12 protein-coding genes are annotated in these 19,796 nt (G+C 64.6%); 3 read left to right on the top strand and 9 right to left on the bottom strand.

All coding sequences use genetic code 11. The annotated features are described in order from the left end of the window. Window positions 1-2: 2 nt before the first annotated feature. Complete coding sequence (locus tag NYR97_RS09410; RefSeq protein WP_316698134.1) at window positions 3-1,385, bottom strand: MFS transporter; 1,383 nt, start codon at window positions 1,383-1,385, stop codon at window positions 3-5. Window positions 1,386-1,543: 158 nt separating this feature from the next. Between NYR97_RS09410 and NYR97_RS09405 the strand changes: the two genes are divergently transcribed. Both NYR97_RS09405 and NYR97_RS09400 read left to right on the top strand, forming a co-directional pair. Beyond that, entirely contained in the window at window positions 1,544-2,128 is a 585-nt protein-coding gene (locus NYR97_RS09405; RefSeq protein ID WP_316697674.1) for a gluconokinase, read from the top strand. Window positions 2,129-2,676: 548 nt separating this feature from the next. Then, the gene (locus tag NYR97_RS09400) at window positions 2,677-4,407 is read left to right on the top strand and encodes an outer membrane protein assembly factor BamB family protein (RefSeq protein WP_316697673.1); all 1,731 of its coding nucleotides are present in this window, start codon (window positions 2,677-2,679) and stop codon (window positions 4,405-4,407) included. Window positions 4,408-4,504: 97 nt separating this feature from the next. Here the strand turns inward: NYR97_RS09400 and NYR97_RS09395 are convergent, their stop codons facing one another. The 5 genes from NYR97_RS09395 to NYR97_RS09375 all read right to left on the bottom strand — a co-directional run bounded on the left by NYR97_RS09395 (window position 4,505) and on the right by NYR97_RS09375 (window position 11,533). Continuing rightward, the gene (locus tag NYR97_RS09395) at window positions 4,505-4,732 is read right to left on the bottom strand and encodes a hypothetical protein (protein ID WP_006449106.1); all 228 of its coding nucleotides are present in this window, start codon (window positions 4,730-4,732) and stop codon (window positions 4,505-4,507) included. Next, window positions 4,713-5,162: a 3-dehydroquinate dehydratase gene (locus NYR97_RS09390; RefSeq protein ID WP_162498285.1), complete on the bottom strand. Its 450-nt coding sequence runs from the start codon at window positions 5,160-5,162 to the stop codon at window positions 4,713-4,715. The genes NYR97_RS09395 and NYR97_RS09390 overlap by 20 nt, the downstream gene beginning before the upstream one ends. Window positions 5,163-5,172: 10 nt before the next feature. Continuing rightward, window positions 5,173-5,601: a hypothetical protein gene (locus NYR97_RS09385; protein WP_316697672.1), complete on the bottom strand. Its 429-nt coding sequence runs from the start codon at window positions 5,599-5,601 to the stop codon at window positions 5,173-5,175. Window positions 5,602-5,894: 293 nt separating this feature from the next. After that, complete coding sequence (locus NYR97_RS09380; protein ID WP_316697671.1) at window positions 5,895-9,755, bottom strand: translocation/assembly module TamB domain-containing protein; 3,861 nt, start codon at window positions 9,753-9,755, stop codon at window positions 5,895-5,897. Further along, on the bottom strand, window positions 9,752-11,533 hold the full coding sequence (locus tag NYR97_RS09375; RefSeq protein ID WP_316697670.1) for an autotransporter assembly complex protein TamA: 1,782 nt from the start codon (window positions 11,531-11,533) through the stop codon (window positions 9,752-9,754). The genes NYR97_RS09380 and NYR97_RS09375 overlap by 4 nt, the downstream gene beginning before the upstream one ends. Window positions 11,534-11,789: 256 nt before the next feature. Between NYR97_RS09375 and NYR97_RS09370 the strand changes: the two genes are divergently transcribed. Beyond that, on the top strand, window positions 11,790-14,480 hold the full coding sequence (locus NYR97_RS09370) for a TonB-dependent receptor domain-containing protein (protein ID WP_316698132.1): 2,691 nt from the start codon (window positions 11,790-11,792) through the stop codon (window positions 14,478-14,480). 252 nt (window positions 14,481-14,732) lie between these two features. Here NYR97_RS09370 and NYR97_RS09365 read toward each other — a convergent pair whose 3' ends face one another. From NYR97_RS09365 to glyQ, 3 genes are all read right to left on the bottom strand, one after another. Continuing rightward, complete coding sequence (locus NYR97_RS09365) at window positions 14,733-16,322, bottom strand: tetratricopeptide repeat-containing sulfotransferase family protein (protein ID WP_316697669.1); 1,590 nt, start codon at window positions 16,320-16,322, stop codon at window positions 14,733-14,735. After that, window positions 16,322-18,517, bottom strand: coding sequence for a glycine--tRNA ligase subunit beta (gene glyS / locus NYR97_RS09360; protein ID WP_316697668.1), 2,196 nt, complete (start codon window positions 18,515-18,517; stop codon window positions 16,322-16,324). Before glyS ends, NYR97_RS09365 begins: the two co-directional genes overlap by 1 nt. A gap of 297 nt (window positions 18,518-18,814) precedes the next feature. Beyond that, window positions 18,815-19,723 carry a glycine--tRNA ligase subunit alpha gene (gene glyQ / locus NYR97_RS09355; RefSeq protein ID WP_006449095.1) on the bottom strand — a complete coding sequence of 303 codons (909 nt, stop codon included), beginning with the start codon at window positions 19,721-19,723 and terminating at the stop codon, window positions 18,815-18,817. Window positions 19,724-19,796: the final 73 nt, after the last annotated feature.

The following is a 19,796-nucleotide window of genomic DNA, read 5'->3' as shown; positions in this document are numbered from 1 at the left end:
GGTCAGCGATGCTCCTGTTCGTCGCGCTTGCGCGCGGCCAGTTCGTGTTGGATGCGGCGTAGCAAGCCGTCATCGAGCGGATAGAAACGCATGGTCCAGGCCGCCAGCAACGCGACCGCGCCGGGGATCACTGTCAGCAGCAGCACGATGCCGGTCAGCGAGCCGGCAGACTGCGCGCTGTTGGCCACATAGCCCATGCCGGCCAGCACCCAGGCGATGCCGGCCGAGGCCAGTGCACCGCCCAGCTTCTGCGAAAACGTAGCTGCCGCGAATGTCATCGCGGTGGCGCGGCGGCCGGTGCGCCACTCGGTGTAATCGGCACTGTCGGCATACATCGAGAATGCCAGCGGCGACTTCGGTCCCAATGCCAGACCGATCAACATGTTCAGCGCGAAGATCGCCCACACCGCATCGGCGGGAATGAAAAACATCAGGCAACTCAACACGCCAACGACCGCCATCAGCGTGGTCATCAGCCGGCGTTTGTCCCAGTGCCGGGTCAGCAACGGGGTGATGCCCGCGCCCACTGCCAGCGCCACCGAATACCCGCCCAGAAACAGCCCGGTCAACTCCGGCCGCTGCACGTAGTACTTGAGGTAATACACGCCGGCGCCACCGCGCATGACAATGGTGATCATGATGATCAGCGACAGCACGAACAGCACGCACCACGGCTTGTTGTGCAGCAGATCGGCGATGTCCTGGCGCACCGGCGTGCGTTGTTGCGGCGGCGGTTGCACGCGCTCGCGCGTGGTCAAGGCCACGGTGACGAACAGTGCGACGGCCACTGCCCCGTACAGCAGCATCGTGCGCTGCCATCCCAGCGCATCGTTGCCGGCACCGAACCAGGCAACCAGATCCAATGTGCAGTAGTTGACCAAGGTGGTGCCGGCAAACGCCGCAATGAAGCGCAGGCTGATCAAACTGGTGCGCTGGCTGCTGTCGGCGGTGATCACGCCCGACAACGCCGAGTACGGAATGCTCACCACCGTATAGGCCAGCATCATCACCAGAAAGCTGATCGTGGCCCACCACATGCGCCCATTCTGATCCAGCGCAGGCGTGGTGTAGGCGAGCACGCCGGTCACCGCCATCGGCACTGCGCCCCACAACAAATACGGGCGGAATTTGCCCCAGCGGCTGCGCGTGCGGTCGGCCAATGCGCCCATCGCCGGATCGGCGATCGCATCGGCAATCTTGGTCAGCAAAATCATGGTGCCCACTGCCGCCGCCGGCAGATGCATGGTATCGGTGTAGAAAATCAGCAAGAACGCGGAGATGTTGGCCCAGTAAAGATTCAGGCCCAGATCGCCGCCGCCGTAGCCCAGTTTTTCGCGCCAGCGCAGGCGCGCCGATGCAGGAGACGTTGCAGGTGATGACGTCATCGGCTGGCCTTGGAGTGCGTTGAACCCGGCCGAGCGCGCCGTTACGCTGGGCGGCCCGCTCACCTGGCGAGGAGCGCCGACGCTACACCACGCATCGGCTGCCGCCAACGTGAAATCCGGCAACATGCCGAATCGATCCGGAGATATAACCTGACGTGATGGACACCGCCGCAACCCCAACACCCGCGTCCGCTTCGCCACTGGCCATCGTCGTCATGGGCGTTTCGGGCAGCGGCAAGACCACCATTGCGCAGGCCCTGGCAACGCATTACGGCTACCGTTTTCTGGATGCCGACGACTATCACAGCGTAGCCGCACGCGCGCAGATGGCCACCGGCCAACCGCTCACCGATGCGATGCGTTTGCCGTGGGTGGAGTTGCTGTCGGCCACCTTGCGCGACTGTGTGCATGCCGGCGAATCGGTGGTGTTGGCATTCTCGGGTTTGCGCGGTACCCACCGTCAATTGCTGCGCCGCAGCGGCGTGCCGATGCGTTTTGTGTTCCTGCATGCGGCCCCGCACGTCATCGCTGCGCGCCTGAGCGCACGCGCCGGCCACTTCATGCCGCCCAGCCTGCTGGAGAGTCAATTGCAGACCTTGGAACTGCCGCTGGATGAAGCGGACGTGGTGTCGGTGGATGTGGACGCCACGGTGCCGGAGGTGGTGCAGGATGCGATCGCGCAGCTGGCGCTGATCGCTCCTACGGCAGTGCAGACAGCCGCACACTCAACTCAAAGCGCATGACGCGTATTCCCTTCTCCCACCGGGAGAAGGTGCCCCGAAGGGGCGGATGAGGGTGCGTGCGAAGCCACGCACTCCAAACTCCCGTGTGCCTTCGCCACCGTACCCTCACCCCAACCCCCGATCCGCGCCCCCGGCCCGCGTTTGCGACGCGGGCGCTCCAAGGCACGCGCGCCAGTGGCGCGCAAACCGTGCGTTCTCGCCCCGAGGGGAGAGGGGCTTTAGTTCGTCCAGTGATCCACCTCACAAGGTGGCGCAAAATTTCCTGGTTACTTTTTGCAGACCACTGTTCTTTATGGAAATACCAATCGCTTCGACGAATCATTTTCCCTATCGCAGCACGCACAAATAGTGATGAATCATCACCATTTGTGCGAATACCGAACATGGTGAACGCAATTTTTTCGAGCTGGTGACACCAGATGCAAACAGACCCGACCGTTGCGTGAATGCGGCGGCACGCCTGTCTTGCACGGTCACCGCAATCGGCCATCTTCAGTCGGCAGATCCGGGGGGATCCAGCGCTTCCTTCCATCAATGGACATGCCGTGATGACCAACTCTAATCGCCGCTTGCGGTTTCGCAGTTTGACGCTCGTTCCCTGCCTGCTTGCCAGCGCAGTGGCTTTCGCCCAGCCCAGCCCCGCAACCGCACAACAGCCGGTGTCGTCCCTGGATGCCCAGGCGTTCGCGCGCTCCGGCCAGGTCTGGCGCAGCTTCGGCAACGACCTTCCGTTCGCAAGCCCCAACAGCTGGCCCACCGCTGGTGGCGGCTACTTCAACGCACGCTTCGCACCGGGCGAGTGGAAGATCAATCGCACCACCGTCAAGGGCCTCATCCCGGCGTGGTCCCTGACCACCAGCGGCGACATCTCGGCCACGCCGAGCGTGGAGGGAGGAACGCTCTACGTGCCCGACTGGGGCGGCACGCTGTATAGCGTCGACACCCAGACCGGCAAGCCGAACTGGCAGGCCAAGCTGTCCGACTACACCGGCAACGCCAACTCGGTGACGCGCAATACGCCGGCCATCAGCGCCAAGAGCATCATCGTCGGCGACCAGGCTGCCGGCACCGTACTGGCGATCGACAAGAAGACCGGCAAGCTGCTGTGGTCGAGCACCGTCGAGGCCAACCCGCAGGCGCGCATCACCTCTTCGCCGGTCATCTACGGCAACCGCATTTACGTGCCGGTGTCGTCCGGCGACTGGGGCAATCTTGCCCCGAACCACACCTTCAGCTTCCGCGGCAGCGTGGTGGCTCTGGATCTGAACACCGGCAAGAAGCTGTGGCAGTTCTACAACGTGCCCGAGGGCTATACCGGCGCATCGGTATGGGGCCAGGTGGCGATCGACCCGATCAACCGCCGTCTGTATTTCGGCACCGGCAACAATTACAACATTCCCGCCAGCGTGGGTAACTGCGTGTCCAACGCGCGCTCCTATCGCGGCAGCGAACTCACCGTGCAGGACGAGCTCGATTGCATGGCGCCAGACAACTACGTCGACTCGGTGGTCTCGCTGAACCTGGACACCGGCAAGCTGGTCTGGGCCGACCGTGCACAAGGCTACGACGCATGGAATCTGTCCTGCATCGTCGCGCCCACCAATGGCCTGTGCCCGAACACGCAGGCAACCAACCTGACCGGGCCCGACTACGACTTCGGCGGCGCCGGCGTGCAGCTGTTCACCGTGTGGCGCGACGGCAAGCCGCAGCAGTTGGTCGGCGCCGGGCAGAAGAGCGGCATCTATTGGGCCTTCGACGCCAAGACCGGCGCCAAGGTGTGGTCCACCCAGGTCGGCCCCGGCGGCACCACCGGCGGCGTCGAATGGGGCACCGCGTTCGACCCGTACAAGTCGCAGGTCTATGTGGCCATCAACAACAGCTCCAACGCCAGCTACACGCTGGGGCCGGCCAATACCGAACGTCACAATGGCGGTTCGTGGGCTGCGCTGGATGCAGCGACCGGCAAGATCAAATGGCAGGTCAAGGTGCCCGGCATCAACCGCGTGAATCCGACCGTGCCGGCCGGCGGCCAGGGCTCGCTGACCGTGTCGCCGAACCTGCTCTATGCCGGGTCGATGGCTGGCAACATGGTCGCGCTCGACACCGACACCGGCGCCACGCTGTGGAACTACGACGCTGCCGGCTCGGTGATCAGCTCGCCCGCGATTGCGAACGGCGCGCTTTACTGGGGCGCCGGCTACGGCCGCTTCAACTTCGGCACTGCTGCGACCAGCAACCAGCTGATCAAGTTCGTACCGGACAGCAGCGCGGCCAAGTAAGCGTCAACACACGTGAATTGCGTTGAATGACGGCTAGTCACGGCAGAACAACGGCGCCACCTTCCGGTGGCGTCGTTGTATGTGGCGGGAACACGCGCTACAGCCGCGTGACCTGGCATAAGCGGATCTGCCCCGCTTCCAGCCCATGCGCCTCGGCCGCACGGCGGCGCAACGCACACACCAGCCCGGCGGCATCCAGCACGCCATCGGCAGGCACCTCCACGCTGTGGGCGAGTTGCCCCCACAGCACCGGCCGACCGTCGCAATAGCCCTCGTAGTCGGCGAAATAATGCAGCTGGCGCAGCTCAGGTACCGACGTGGACATCGCCCTGGATCTCCGTGCAGCCCAGATGTTCCAACGCGATCTCCAGCCCCAGCAGATAGCTCTGCGCGCAGTAACCGCGCACCGTCGCAATGCGCTGCCCGAAACCCTCCGGCAGGCAACGTTCCGGCCGGTCCACGCTATCGTCATGGGCCTCCACGAACGGATACGGCAACGCGCTGAGCACGCGATGCAAGCGCACGCTGTCCACGCAACTGCCCGGATCGATCAACGCGATTTCCATCCGCGCCTGACCGGCCACACGCAATGCATCCAGCAACTCCTGCTCGGACCCGCAAGCACGCAGCGCCACCGTCTTGCCCGCATCCCCCGCGCACGCCACCAATTGCCGGATCACGGCACGCGGCAACGGCTGCGGACCACGCACCAGCGGCAACGATGCCTCGGGCCCACGCACGATCATGATCGACATGTCGGTGTCCTCAGGCAGCAGCGCGCAACGGCGCGTGCAAGGTTGGCAAGCAACGCGCGGCAATCCCCAGCGACATCGCATACGCACGCGGCGCATCGTGCGGCGTGATCACCACCGCCAACGGCGCATGCTGCGGATGCAGCCACGGCTCCAGTTCCTGGTCGGCATCGGTATGAAGCTCGATATACGGCGTAGGCAGTGCATCCACGGCAACGCGCAAGGCCCTCGCACAACTGCGCTCAGACAACGGCAGATCGCCCGAATCCAGCAATACCAACTCCACCTCCGCATCGCCGCCAGCCGCATGCAACTCGGCGATCAAGCTATCCACATCGGCACACGCCAACGTACGCAACGCACGGCCAGCACACTCAGGCAACTGCATCGGCACCAACGGTGCCGGATCAGCCTGAGGACCTTGCAAAATCAGGATACACATCGTGTTCGACTCAACGCACCACAGTGCGGGAGTGCCAAGGTAGGCCTGCGCGGCGTAAAGGGGCTATTTGCGCCCTGGTGCGCCGGCATAAAAAGTGCGTAATGCCTGCACGATGCCGGTGTGCCCCGCCCGGCAACGCGGCGGAACAGGTTGTAGATAACCGCAGTGCTCGACCTGACGATGCCACACGCATGGCCAAACATCCCTGGATATCTGCATTGCGTCAGGTCTGGACCTGGCGCAATGCAGTGGCACCACGCACACCATGTGATGCACTGGTGCGCGATTGGCTGCTACTTCTCCCGCCGCCAGTTCACCGAGCCCTTGGTCTCCACCGTGCTCGATTCGGCTTCCACATCGAAGCCGCGGCTGAGCAGGTACTTCAACGTCAGCACCGAGCCGCTGCCGACCATCGAGACGCCGTAGCCCACATAAAGTTTTGGCGAGAGGTACTTGCCGAAGCCCACAACTGAGCCAACGGTGCTGGATTCGCTGACCCCTGCTTCGTCCAGGCCGAGCTTGGCGCCGATCTGCGAGGCAATCAGGCTGCTGCCGGCCGATAACGCGGCCGAGGCGGCGCTGACCTGCTGGGTTTCGTCGCTGCTGGCGGTGGACAGGCCACGGCCGAGCACCAGATACGAGAGTGCTTCGGATTGCGACATCGCCGGCTCGGACCACACATCGGCGCGTGGCGATTCGGCGCGGCCGCTGACGTCGATGCCGGCGGTGACATCGCCGATCTTGCGTTCGGCGCGCAGGCTCACGCGCGGGTCGGAGACGATGTTGTTGTTCCAGGTCAGCTGGCCGCGGCTGATGGTCAGATCCTGCCCATAGGCCTTGTAGCGACCTCGCACATCCAGCCCACCGTTGGCGGTCATTTCGCGGCCCGGGCGCGCGCGGATCTGCATCTGCCCGCTCAGCCCGCCCTTCAGGCCGAAACCGCTCATGTTGACCTTGTCACCGAGCACGATGGCCAGGTCCATATCCAGCGGCGAAGCCGGCGCTTCTTCCGGATCCACCGGGTCCAGCACCACCACGTCCTCGGATACCGAGGTGCCGCGATCCAGGCGTTCCAGGTCGATATCGGCTTCCGGCACGGTGACCTTGCCGCGCAGCTGCATGGTGTTGTCGGTGATGCCGAACTGCATGTCCGGGTTGGCGATGATGCGCAACTCGCTGGTGTTGTAGGCCAGCACGTTGTCGCCGCGGATATTCAGCAGCAGCGGCGTGCTGGTGCCGAACCACGACAGCCCGCCGTCGATGTTGAGCGTGCCCTCGCCCGACTTGGCCGATGCGGTGATCTTGGCCGAGCCATCCGGCAGAGCGTCGAAGCGGCCCTTGCCCTCGCTCAGGGTCAAACCCATCGAGGGATATTCGGCAGTGAAGTTGCTCAAGGTGGCGTCGCCGCCCAGCAGCGGTTTGTCGCGGGTGCCGCGCAGGCTCACATGGCCTTCGACCAGGCCCTTGGGCTGCACCACATCGGCCACCACCAGCTCCAGCCAGTACAGGCGCGACATGTTGAGATACAGCTCGCCGTTGAGCGGCGCATACGCATCCCAGCCGGTGTTGAATTTGGCATCGACAAAGCCGGCGCCCTGGAAACCGATACCGAGCTTGCCCTGGATCTGCTGCGGGTTGAAATCGGCCTGCATGCTGAATTGGTCGTAGCGCAGCAACTCGCCACGATTGGGATTGCCGGCCACCGCCGCATAGCGGGTTTCGCCCAGGCGAATGCCGCCCTCGGGCGAGGCGATCCGGAACGAACCTTCCCACGCGTTGCCGCGCGGCTTGAAGCTGCCATCGAGCGCGAGCTCGCCACGCAGATAGATCTGCCGGCCTTGCTGCTTGGGCAACCACGGCTGCACCAGCGACAACGGCAATGCATCGCCGTGCACCACCATGCCTTCGCGCGGCCAGTTGGCACTGGCGCACAGCGCGCCACCGGTGGCAGCGCCCAGGCAGGTGTCGGACAAGGTAAATGCCGCGCCGTCGGTGCTGAACTGCGCCGACTGGCGCAGCGCCCACGCCGCGCCCTTGGCCGGTGCGATCCGCAAGGTACCGACCTGCCCCTGCCAACGCTCGCCATTGCGACGCACATCGCCCTGCAAGGCGACGCTGGCCATGCTGTTGGCGATGTCGGCGTCCAGGCGCAAGGCTTCCACCGCGCCACGTGCCTGCACGCGCACGCTGTCCAGCACCACACCGGCTTCGATCGCGGTGCCCTGCAATGCCAGTTGTCCATCGCTGCCGCGCCACGGCAACCGTCCACGCAAGCTGATGCTCTGCGCGCTGTAGTCGTTCCAACGCAAGCCATTGCCGACGATGTCGGCAGTGATGTCGGGCGCATCGCGACGGCCGCTGACCTGCAATTGCCCGCGCACCGTACCAGTGGCGCCGGGCAGCACATCGTCCAGCTGCAGCGGCTGCAGTTGCGCGGCGATGTCGAGCTGGTCGCCGACCTTGCCCTTGGCGTTGATGCGGCTATTGCCCAACGACAGCTGCAATTCGCCCTCGCCCTGTTCGCCACGCAGGGCGAACTTGCCGTTGGCCGACAGCGCGCGTTGCCGCAGCTGGCCGGTCAGGGTCGGAATATCCGCAGTGGCCTCGAAACCCGGCGATACGCCGCCGGCCGGTGCCGGCAACTGGCGACCCTTGGAGGCGACTTTGCCGGACAAATTGCCGTTCCAACCCGGCGCGAAATAGCCCGGATCGAACTTGGCCAACTGCGCGGTGACATCCCATTGCAGCTCCGGCGTCCAGCCTACTTCGCCGGTGAGATCCAGCGAGCCGCCCGGGGTTTTGGCCTGCACCTGCTTGAGCTGCGCGCGTTGATCGTTGCCGCGGCTGTCGAACACCAGCGCGGCCTGTTGCCCGTCGCGTTCCAGCGTGGCGCGACCGATCGCCGCCCACGCCTTCAAGGTGCCGGCCACGCCCAGACGCGCATCGACCAGTTCCACCGGCACAGCGGGCGCATCGGGGGTGGCCGGGTCCGGCGTCGGGGTGAAGCGCAAGCCGCTGGCATTGACCGCGAAACGGAAGCTCGGATTCTGGGTGTCGCGGAAATCCGCAGTACCACGCAACTGGGTGCGGCCTTCGAACGTGTCGATCACCAGCGGCTCGACCGTGATGACCTGGTCCAGCAGGCTGATATGCGAGGGCTGCAGCGTGGCGCTCAGCTCGCCCTGCTTGACGCTGCCTTGCAGATCGGCGCTGCCGCCCTTGCCGGAGGCTTGCAGGTTCAGTGCGATCGGCGTGGCCGGGGCGGCGTACTGCCCGTTGCTGGCCGGCATCAGCAGCGAGGTATCCAGCGCGTCGGTGACGGCCTTGAACGCCCAGGTCGGCGCGTCGCGCCCGGTAAACACCAGGCTGGCCTGCAGCGGGGCCGGCGCACGGCCGGCGATGGCCACTTCCATCTTGTCCAGATCGCCGCGTGCGACCAGCCCCAGGCTGGCCGGCGTGCGCCCGCGTGCGGCCGGCAACACGGCGGTGGCGGTGAGGTCGGCGCGGTAATCGTCGTTGGGCACATAGTCGCCGTGCAGGCGGAAGTCGCCCATATCGGTGTCGACCACCAGATTGCGCGTGCGCAACTCGCCGGTCGCCACTTCCAGCCCGCCCTGCACTTTGTGCAAGACGATCATCGGCTGCTGCAGCTGGGTGATGCGCAGGTTGTCCACCGCGATCTTGTCGGCCTGGATCGCCAGCGGCACGTTGATCTGCGGCAACGATTCGGGCCAGCTCGGCAGCGTGAACGGTTCGTCGCTCTTGCCCAGGTTCAACGTGGCATTGCTGACCTGCACCGCATCCAGCTGCAGCTTGCGCCCGAGCAGCGGGCGCAGATCCGGTTCCAGGTACACGCGCTCGGCGGTGAAGTGGATGTCCTGATACCGGAAATCGACATCGCGCAAGGTCAGCGGGCCGGCGACCGGGCCTTCGACCTTGCCGTAGGTAAACGTGGCGCCTACCGGCAAGCGCGCCACCACCTGCGCCAGCAACACATCGCGCCCGGCCACGGTCTGCAGCAACCAGTACACCGCGATCAAGGCCAGCAGTATCAGGCCCAGCACGGTCAGCCCGGAGCCCACCCAGAACCGGCGCCGGCGATAGAAACGCGCGCGGCGCGGTGCGGGGGTCGGCGTAGGCGTAGGCGTGCTCACAGGTTGGCCCCGATATCGATATAGAGCTGGAACTGCGAGTCGGGGTCGTTCAGGCCATGCGCGATGTCCACGCGCACCGGCCCAACCGGCGAGCGCCAACGCAGACCGAAGCCGATACCGGTGTGCCAGTCCGGCGTGTCGTCGAAGGCGCTGCCGCTATCGACAAATACCGCACCGCCCCACGGGCCGCCCTTGAGGTAATGCTCGTACTCGGCGCTGGCGGTAACCACGTTCTTGGCACCGAGCGCGAATTCGTCCGGCCTGGGCGTGCGCGGGCCGACTTCGCGAAATGCATAGCCGCGGATGCTGTTGGCGCCACCGGCAAAGAAGCGCAGGCTCGGCGGCATCGCCACCAGATCGCTGGTCCAGGTGGTACCGCCTTCGCCGCGCAGGATCACCCGGCCGTTGTCGCCGGCACCCAGAAACCAGCGTAGCTGGCCGTAGACCTGGCCGAAGTTGGTGTCCGAGCCGGCGCCTTCGGCACCGCCGCGGATGAACGCCTGCCCGGACACGCCACTGCGCGGGAACAGGCGGTCGTCGACGTTGACGTAGTTCACCTGCAACTGCGGATAGACAAGCGTGGACGTCTCGTACACCGCACCTTCGAAATCGTCGCCACTGCTGAAACGCCAGCGCTCGCGCAAGGCGTTGATCGAGGCGATCGCGCTCCAGCGCTCGTTGATCTGGCCGCTGCGGCTGCCGGTGAGTTTGACGTTGCGCAGGTCGATGTATTCGGTCTGTTCGTCGTATAGCCGCGCCGAGGCGGTGTACCAGCCATCCAGCCAGCGGAAGGCCGGCACGCGGTAGCTGGTGGTCAGGCTCTTGCGGTTCTGCGCGTAGTCCAGCTGCGTGTCCATCTTGTGGCCGCGCGAATTCACGTAGCGCCGCTCCACGCCGCCGCGCACACCGGCGCCGCTCTCGCTGCCGTAGCTCAAGCCGGAGGTGTAGACGGTGCGCTTGGCGCGAGTGAGCTTGACCTCCACCGGCACCCGGCCCTGGTCGTCGGCGTCTTCGGGCTTGGGCTGGATGTCGATGGTGCTGAAGTAATCGAGTTTGGTCAGCGACTCGCGCAGGCGATCCAGCTTGCCTTCGTGGTAGTAGCTGCCTTCGTCCCAGTACACCAACGGGTCGAACAGGCCTTCGCGGAAGTAGTCGTAATCGAAGTGCACCTTGCCCATGTCGTAGCGGCGGCCGCTGTCCCAGTTCAAATCGATATCGGCGGCATGCTCGGCACGGGTGACGGCAACGCGGCGTTGAGTGAAGTCGGCATCGAAATAGCCACGCTCGGCCAGACGACGGGTGATGCGCACCTTGCTGGCTTCGTACTGCGGGTGGCTGAAGACCTGACCCTCGTGCGGCTCGAACTGCTTGAGGTCCTGGCCCAGGTAGCGGTCCTGCTCGGCCCAGCCGGTGATGGAGATATGCGACTGCCGCACCCGCACCGGCTCGCCACGCTCTACCGTGATCACCACCGTGACCTTGTCGCCTTCGCGCGGTGCAGCCAGTTCGATGGTCGGCGAGTAGTAGCCGAACGGCTCCAACGCCTCACGCGTCTGCCGCTCGGCCTGCGCCAGCAAATACTCGATGCGCGACTCGCCCTGCTCCTTGCCGACAGCCTCATAAAGAGACAGGGATACCTCGATGTTCTCGATCATCTCGGCGTCGTCGTCGCCGTCCAAGCCTTTGATTTCGATCTTGTCGATGGTTCCGCGGGCAGCCGCTTGCAGCGGAACGAGCAGGGTGCACATCAGGGAGAGAGCAAACACGACTTTAAGCATCGGCAAAGGATACCGAGCCTGGGCGTGAAGGGACAAAAAACCTAAGCAATCTCGACTATACGGACGCGCATGCGCTGGTTAGAGTCGGGGTGTTGTTAACGTTTCGTTGACAGCATGCCAAGCGGCCCTCCCCCGGATTGCCGCGCGCCGTAGTTCCACACCTTTGGAGAGAGAGGTTTTCATGAAGCGTCATCTATTGGTCAATGCCGTCTGCGCCGCCCTTGCATTCCCGTCGCTTGCCCTGCCGTCGCTTGCGATCGCACAGAACAAGAACGACGTGACCGAATTGAACAAGGTCACCGTGACAGGCTCGTTGATTCCGCGGTCGCAGGTCGAAACGGCCAGCCCGGTGTTCTCCATCACCGCCCAGGACATCCAGCGCCGCGGCTTCAAGGATGTCTATGACGTGCTGCGTTCGCAGCCGATGGCCACCGGCTCGGTGCAGGACGGCCAGTTCAGTAACGGCTTCACTGCCGGCGCCAAATCGCTGAGCCTGCTCGGGCTGGACCCCGGCTTCACCCTGATCCTGATCGACGGCCGGCCGATGGCCGACTACCCGCTGCTCTACAACGGCCAGAGCAACTTCGTCGATCTGGCCAGCGTGCCGGTGGGCATGGTCGAACGCATCGATGTGGCGCCCGGCAACCAGTCCTCGATCTACGGCTCCAGCGCCATTGCCGGTGTGGTGAACATCATCCTGAAGAAGCACGTCGACGGCGTGCAGATGAATTACCGCATGGGCACCTACGACGGTGGTGGCGGCAACAACCAGCGCTTCCAGCTCACCGGCGGCAGCACCCTGGGCAAGGCCGATATCGTCTGGGGCCTGCAGCTCAACAATCAGGACCCGATCTACGGCTACCAGCGGCGCGATTTGGATTCCACCTCCGACAATCCGGACCCGACCCTGCGCTATGGCTCGCGCATCGCACTGCACAACACGCCAACCACTTACTTTGACCCGGGCGCCGCAAACTGCGATGCACTGGGCCCGCTGTTTAACGGCTCGGTGCAATACGACAACCGCGCCAATCGCGGCAACTTCTGCAGCAGCCGCACCGAGCCCGGCTACGCCAGCATCCTCAACAAGGAACGCAGCGCCAGCGGCTATGCCAACCTGACCTACGCCTTCAACGACAACACCGAAGGCTACGCAACGCTGCTGCTCAATCGCACCAAGGTGGAGGTCAACGGCGGCTCGCGCTTCTGGCAGACCTCGTCCGACACCGGCGGCTTTTTCTACAATCAGGATAGCCAGCAACTGGAGAGCTACCAGCGCATCTTCGCGCCCGAAGAAGCCGGTAGCCCGACCTTCAACAACGACCGCCAGACTGCCGATTCCTACAACATCGCCGCTGGCATCAAGGGCGGGCTGGGCGCCAGCAACTGGACCTACGATGCTTACTACGCGCGCGCCGAGTACCGCATCGACAGCCGCCAGCAATGGCCGTTGGCCGATCGCATCGAAGATTTCTTCCGCGAACAGTTCCTGGGCGCGCCGCAGGGCGACTTCTCCGGCTATCCGATCTATTCGCCCAACGATGCCAACTTCTATCGCGCGTTGACGCCGGCGCAGTACCGCAGCTTCAACGACGAGATCCGCACCAAGTCCAGGACCTGGACCCAGAACGTCAACCTGCAACTCACCAACACCGAGTTGTTCAGTTTGCCGGCCGGTGCGGTGGGTGTGGCCGTCGTGCTGCAGGCCGGCAACCAATACTGGGAAAACCCGACCGATCAACGCGTCATCGCTGGCGATTTCTATCAGCTGACCGGCACCCAGGGCAGCGGCAAGCGCGAGAATTGGGCAGCAGCGTTCGAAACGCGCGTGCCGATCCTGAGCACGCTCACCGCCAACCTGTCTGGCCGCTTCGACGACTACAAGAACCAGGGCGGTGGTAGCGATTCCAAGTTCACCTACAAGGCCGCGCTGGAGTTCCGCCCGACCGATGCGCTGTTGTTCCGCGGCAACTACGCCACCGCGTTCAAGGCACCGGACATGGCGTTCACCTTTGCCGGCGATAGCGGCTTCTTCCAGGGCGTCAACGACTACTACCGCTGCGCGCTCGAAGAACCCGGCGTGCCGATCGCCGACTGCACCTACGCCGACACCAGCATCCAGGGGCGCCGTGCCGGCAATCCGGAGCTGCAATCGATCACCGCCAAGTCCTTCGGCTATGGCGTGGTGTGGTCGCCCAGCGCGCGCTTCAGCGTCAATGCCGACTACTACAACATCAAGATCGACCAGAAAGTCAGCGACCTGAGCACCGACAATCTGTTGCAGACCGAATCGGCCTGCCGTCTGGGAAGCCTGGATATCGGCTCGCCCACCTGCGTGGATGCGTTGTCGCGCATCGATCGCACCGCAGCCGATGCCCCGGTCCCGAACCGCTTGAGCAATATCCGCATCAACCCGGTCAATATCTCCAACGAGGAAATCTCCGGCGTGCTCAGCAAGGCGACGTACAACCTGGCCACCGAATCCTGGGGCCTGTTTGTCTTCGATGCGCAGTACAACTTGACGCTCAAGCACGAAAGCCAGCAGTTCCCGCAAGATCCGGTACGCGATCTGCTCAGCGAACCGTTCTTCTCCTCCGAGTTCCGCAGCATCGTCAATGCCTCGGTGACGTGGCAGAAAGATGCATGGACCACCACGCTGTTCGGCCAGCGCAATGGCCGCACGCCCAACTTCGTCGCGCAACAAAGCACCGATGGCTATGCGGTGGAAGGCGCACGCAAGGTCGGCGCGTGGACCACGCTCAATGCAACGCTGGATTACGCGGTCAACGACGACATCTCGCTGACGGCGACGGTCAACAACCTGGCCGACACCCGGCCGCCGCGCGACCGCACCTACACCAGCTACCCGTACTACAACATCTTCAACTACACCGGTTACGGCCGTTCCTACATGCTGGAATTGAACTGGCGCTTCGGCGCGCATTGAGTCACCGCGTTGCATTCGTCCAGCGGCAGCCACCACGGCTGCCGCTAGCGTTTTTGGCCCAGGCACGTTCAGGGCAAGCAACACGCATCGGTCAGTTGTCTATCCGCTCCCAAGGCAAAGCGCCAAGGCGACGCACGCGTCGTCGCAGCCGGATTGCCTGCTACACACCTGGGCAGAGTGCGTCGGACGTGCAAACAGATTGAAGGCACGCGCAGGTCTTCAGGCGTGGCGCCTCAGATCGGTCCGGCCCCGCTAACGCAAGCCCACGTCGATCAGGCCTGCCTGCAACAACGCCTGCCGCAGCGGCTCCAGCTGCGTGGCATAACGTCGCCACTCTTCCACGTTGCGCCCATGCACGCCTTCGCGTACCTGCACGCTGCTGAGCGTTGCCGACGCGGCCGCATAGCGGGTGATATCGATCTGCCCAGGTTCGATCTCCAACCCACAACGCAGCATCAACTGCTCCAGCACCATGGATGGCTCACGCACCATCTGCGCGTAGTCCACATCGATCACCCGGCCCGGCAACGCCGCGCGCCATTGCGCCATCAACGCGTGATACGCCTGATAGTGACGCGCCAGCGTGTGCAGGTCGTAGCTGTAGGCGTAGGAATCGCCGAACAGCGCGCGGTAATTGGAAAAACACACCGCCATCGGCTCGCGCACCAGATGCACGATCAACGCACCTGGCAAGGCACGCGCGATCGCGCCGATCGCCACCGCATTGGTCGGCAACTTATCGATGTACCAGCGCGCCGATCCGGCACGCCACTGCGTCTGCTCCAGATAGCGCGCGCCAATCTGCGCATAATCCAGCGTTGGCAGCGCCTGCAGCAGGCGCGCATCCAGCAGGCTGCGGCCAGCCTGGTCGGCGCCCCAGCGCAACTGATGGCCGAAGTCGTTCAATTCGCCGGCCGACACGATCTGCGCATGATTGCCCAGCATCCGCTCCAACACCGTGGTGCCCGAGCGCGGCAAACCCAGCACGAAGATCGGTTGCGGGCCTTGTGCATTGGTAGATTCCTGCGCGGCGAACACGCCTTGTTCGACCAATGCACCCAACTGCGCGTACAGCGCTGTTTCTGCGTCGGCATCATGGCGCAAGCGCGCGTGCATCACCGCATTGCCGTGCTGCAGCGCGGCCCAGGCTGCATCGGTCTGGCCGAGATCTTCCAGCTCCTTGTACAGCGCGAACGCCAGCCCGGCGCGATCTTCACTGTCGGGCTTGGCGAGCTGCAGCTGCTGACGTAACTGATCGAGATGATTGCTGCTTGCAGTCTGACGGCGTAGCCGCGCACGCGTCAGCGCGGCGCGGCCATAGCCTGGCGACAGCGCCAATGCGCGATCCAACGCCTGCGCTGCATCATCGAGGCGATTATTGAATTGCAGTTGCACCGCGAGGAAAAAGCGGAAGTCAGCACCATCGAATCCGCAGGCCTGCGCGCGCTGCATCATCGCCAGTGCTTCGACATGTTCGCCGAGCGATTGATGCACATGCGCCAGCAGCGCCAGCGTGGCGCCGTCATTGCACTGCATCACCGATGCGTGCCGCAGCAATGCATGGAGTGCGCGATGCTCGCCAACGCGCAACAAGGCTTGCGCCACACGGCAACGCATTGCCACGTCGTCGCCAAGGTTTCTGGCGGCAAGCCGTAACTGCGCAACCGCCTCGCGCATCTTGCCGTTGGCCAACACGGTGCCGGCCAGCAGCACGCGTGCGGACACGTGGGTGGGATCCACTGCCAGCAGCGCCTGCAATGCAGACGCCGCCACACCCAGGTCGCGACGTGCCAACGCGGCCTGGGCCGTCTGCCAGTGCACCGCGCCGGCGGACGCTGCCATCAGCTGGACAGATGCTCGATGGCGGCGACGCTGCCGAGGCGGTCGCCGAGCTTCTTCAGCAACGCGAGCCGATTGGCGCGCAGCTGCGCGTCCTCGGCATTGACCATTACTCCATCGAAAAACGCATCGACCTGCGGGCGCAGGCGCGCCAGGCGCGCGAGCACCGCGACGTAGTCGTGGCGGTGCAACGCATCGCCCGTGTCGCCGATGGCCGCTTCCACCGCTTCGGCCAGTGCTTCTTCGGCCGGCTCGCGCAACAGGCTGGTGTCGATATCGCCAGGAATCTCGCCCTCGACCTTGCGCAGGATATTGCGGATGCGCTTGTTGGCCGCAGCCAGCGCTTCGGCCTCGGGAAGCGTGGCGAAGATGCCGATCGCATCGATGCGGCGGTCGAAGTCGTAGAGGGAGCCGTGGGTCGCGCCCAGGTGCACTCCTACGCTAGCCGGTGTAGGAGCGCCCTCGGGCGCGACCGAGAACAAGGCAGCGACCGCGTTAAAGTGCGTGGCAGGTACGCCTTTGTCTGTGTAGTAACCGCGCAGGCGGTCGAGAATGAATTCAAAGATTTCAGAAGCGAGCTGTGCGTATTGCGTGGAGTCGATATCAGAAATCGTTTCTTCGTTCTTTAGCGTAGCTTTTCTCACAAGGCGATCCCACGGCATCAACTTGGTCGCAGTCAGTAGCGTCGCCTTCAAATCCAGATCAAACCCACTCTCAATCACCGTCCGCGCCAACCCCAGCGCATTACGCCGCAGCGCAAACGGATCCTTGTTGCCGGTCGGCTTCAGCCCGGCCGCAAAGCCACCGGCCAACGTATCCAAACGCTCGGCAATCGCCAGCACCTTGCCCAACGGCGACAATGCGATGTCGTCGCCGGCAAAACGGGGTTGGTACGCTTCATCGATCGCCAGCGAAAGCTCGCCAGGCTCGCCAGCAGCCTTGGCGTAATGCCGGCCGGCAATGCCCTGCAGTTCCGGAAATTCGTTGACCATGCGCGACTGCAGGTCGTTCTTGGCCAATTCCGCGGCGCGACGCGCCTGCACCGGATCGGCACCAACCTGCGGAGCAATAATTTCGGCCAGCGCCGCCACGCGCGCCACCTTGTCGGCCACCGTGCCCAGCTTGGCCTGATAGGTCACGCTGGCCAGGCCCGCGCCCATCGCCTCCAGCCCCTGCTTGAGGTCTTCGTCGAAGAAGAACTTGGCATCGGCAAACCGCGGACGGATCACCCGCTCGTAGCCCTTGGCCACTTCGGCCACGTCCTTGGAGGCGATATTGGCGATGCCGATGAACTGCTCGGTCAACTTGCCGCCGGCATCCAGCACCGGGAAGAACTTCTGGTTGATTTCCATGGTTTCGATCAGCGCTTCCTGCGGTACCGCCAGGAAATCGCGCTCGAAACTGCACAGCACCGCCGACGGCCACTCGACCAGGTTGACCACCTGTTGCAGATTGTCGTCGCTGATGCGCGCGCTGCCATCGGCCTGTTTGGCAGCGGCTTCGACTTCTTCGACGATGCGCGCACGGCGTGCGTCCGCATCCACCAGCACGTACGCGGCGCGCAACGCATCCACGTAATCGCCCGGTGCTGCCAGCGCTATCTCGCCCTGATGCATGAAGCGGTGCCCGCGGGTGAGGCGATCGCCACGCACGCCCAGCAACTCGGCCGGAATCACCGCATCGCCGAACAGCAGCACCAGCCACTGCACCGGCCGCGCGAAGGCGTACTCGTGCGCGCCCCAGCGCATCGGCTTGGGGATCGGCATCGCAGCGATGGCTTCGCGCAGGACGTCGGGCAGCAAGTCGGCGGTGCGCGCGCCCGGCGTCACCGCGCGGTGCACGAAGCGCTCGCCCTTGGCGTCGCTGGTGCGCTCCAGCGCGGTCCAGTCGATGCCGGCCTTGGCGGCGAAACCGGCCAGCGCCTTGGTCGGCTTGCCCTCGGCATCCAGCGCGATGTTGAGATACGGGCCCAGCACTTCGGAACGCTGTTCGGGTTGCTCGGTGGCCACGCCCGGCAGCAGCACCGCCAGACGGCGCGGCGTGGACAGCGGCTTGGCCTCGCCACGGGTGACGGCGACGCCGCGCTTTTCCAGACCGTGCAGCACGCCATCGAAGAAGGCCTGCGCCAGACCCGGCAGTGCCTTGACCGGCAGCTCTTCGGTGCCTAGTTCGATCAGCAGGGGAAGTTGTTCGCTCATAAGACGTGGACCTTGACGTGTTCCCTTCTCCCGTCGGGAGAAGGTGCCCCGAAGGGGCGGATGAGGGGACGGGCAAAGCCTATGGAGTTTGGGTGCAAGAGGGCTGCGCCTCGTACCCTCACCCCAACCCCTCTCCCGAGGGGAGAGGGGCTTGCTGGTCCCTTCTCCCGTCGGGAGAAGGTGCCCCGAAAGGGGCGGATGAGGGTACGGGCGAAGCTCTTTGGAGTTTGGGTGCAGGAGGGCTGCGCCTCCGTACCCTCACCCCAACCCCTCTCCCGGGGGGAGAGGGGCGTTGAGTTACTTCTTTACCCCGGGAAAGCCCAGCTTCTCGCGTTGTGCGTAATACGCCTGCGCCACGCCTTGCGACAACGTGCGCACGCGCAGGATGTAGCGCTGGCGCTCGGTCACGCTGATCGCGCGGCGTGCGTCCAGCAGATTGAACGCGTGGCTGGCCTTGGTCACCTGCTCATACGCCGGCAGCGGCAAGCCGACCTCGATCAACTGCTTAGCCTCGGCCTCGCAGGCGTCGAACCGATGGAACAGCTCGGCCACATTGGCATGCTCGAAGTTGTAGGCGCTCTGCTCCACTTCGTTCTGGTGGTACACATCGCCGTAGCTCACCGGGGTGCCGTCCGGGCCGTAGGTCCACACCAGGTCGTAGACGTTGTCGCAGCTCTGCAGGTACATGCACAGCCGTTCCAACCCATAGGTGATCTCGCCCAACACCGGTTTGCACTCCAGCCCGCCAGCCTGCTGGAAGTAGGTGAACTGGGTCACCTCCATGCCGTTGAGCCACACTTCCCAGCCCAGGCCCCAGGCGCCGAGGGTCGGCGATTCCCAGTTGTCTTCGACAAAGCGCAGGTCGTGCACCAGCGGGTCGATGCCCAGCGCCTGCAACGAGCCCAGATACAAATCCTGGATGTTGTCCGGGTTGGGCTTCATCGCCACCTGGTACTGGTAATAGCGCTGCAGGCGGTTGGGGTTTTCGCCGTAGCGGCCGTCGGTGGGGCGGCGCGAGGGCTGCACGTAAGCCGCATTCCACGGCTCCGGCCCCAGCGCGCGCAGGAAGGTGGCCGGATGGAACGTGCCTGCGCCCACTTCCAGGTCCAGCGGCTGGATCAGCACGCAGCCTTGCTCGGCCCAGTACTGGTTGAGGGTCTGGATCAGGCCCTGGAAAGTGATTGGAACGCGCCGGGAATCGGACATGCAGCAAGGGCCGTGCGGAAGGGGTGCGCTAGTATACCGGCCGACCCGCAGCGCTTTGCCGCGGAGCACTGCG

This window comes from Xanthomonas hydrangeae (assembly GCF_032697525.1).
Classification (GTDB): Bacteria; Pseudomonadota; Gammaproteobacteria; order Xanthomonadales; family Xanthomonadaceae; genus Xanthomonas; species Xanthomonas hydrangeae.
The sequence above is the reverse complement of the archived record's forward strand: the minus strand, read 5'-3'. Positions and strand labels throughout refer to the sequence as shown.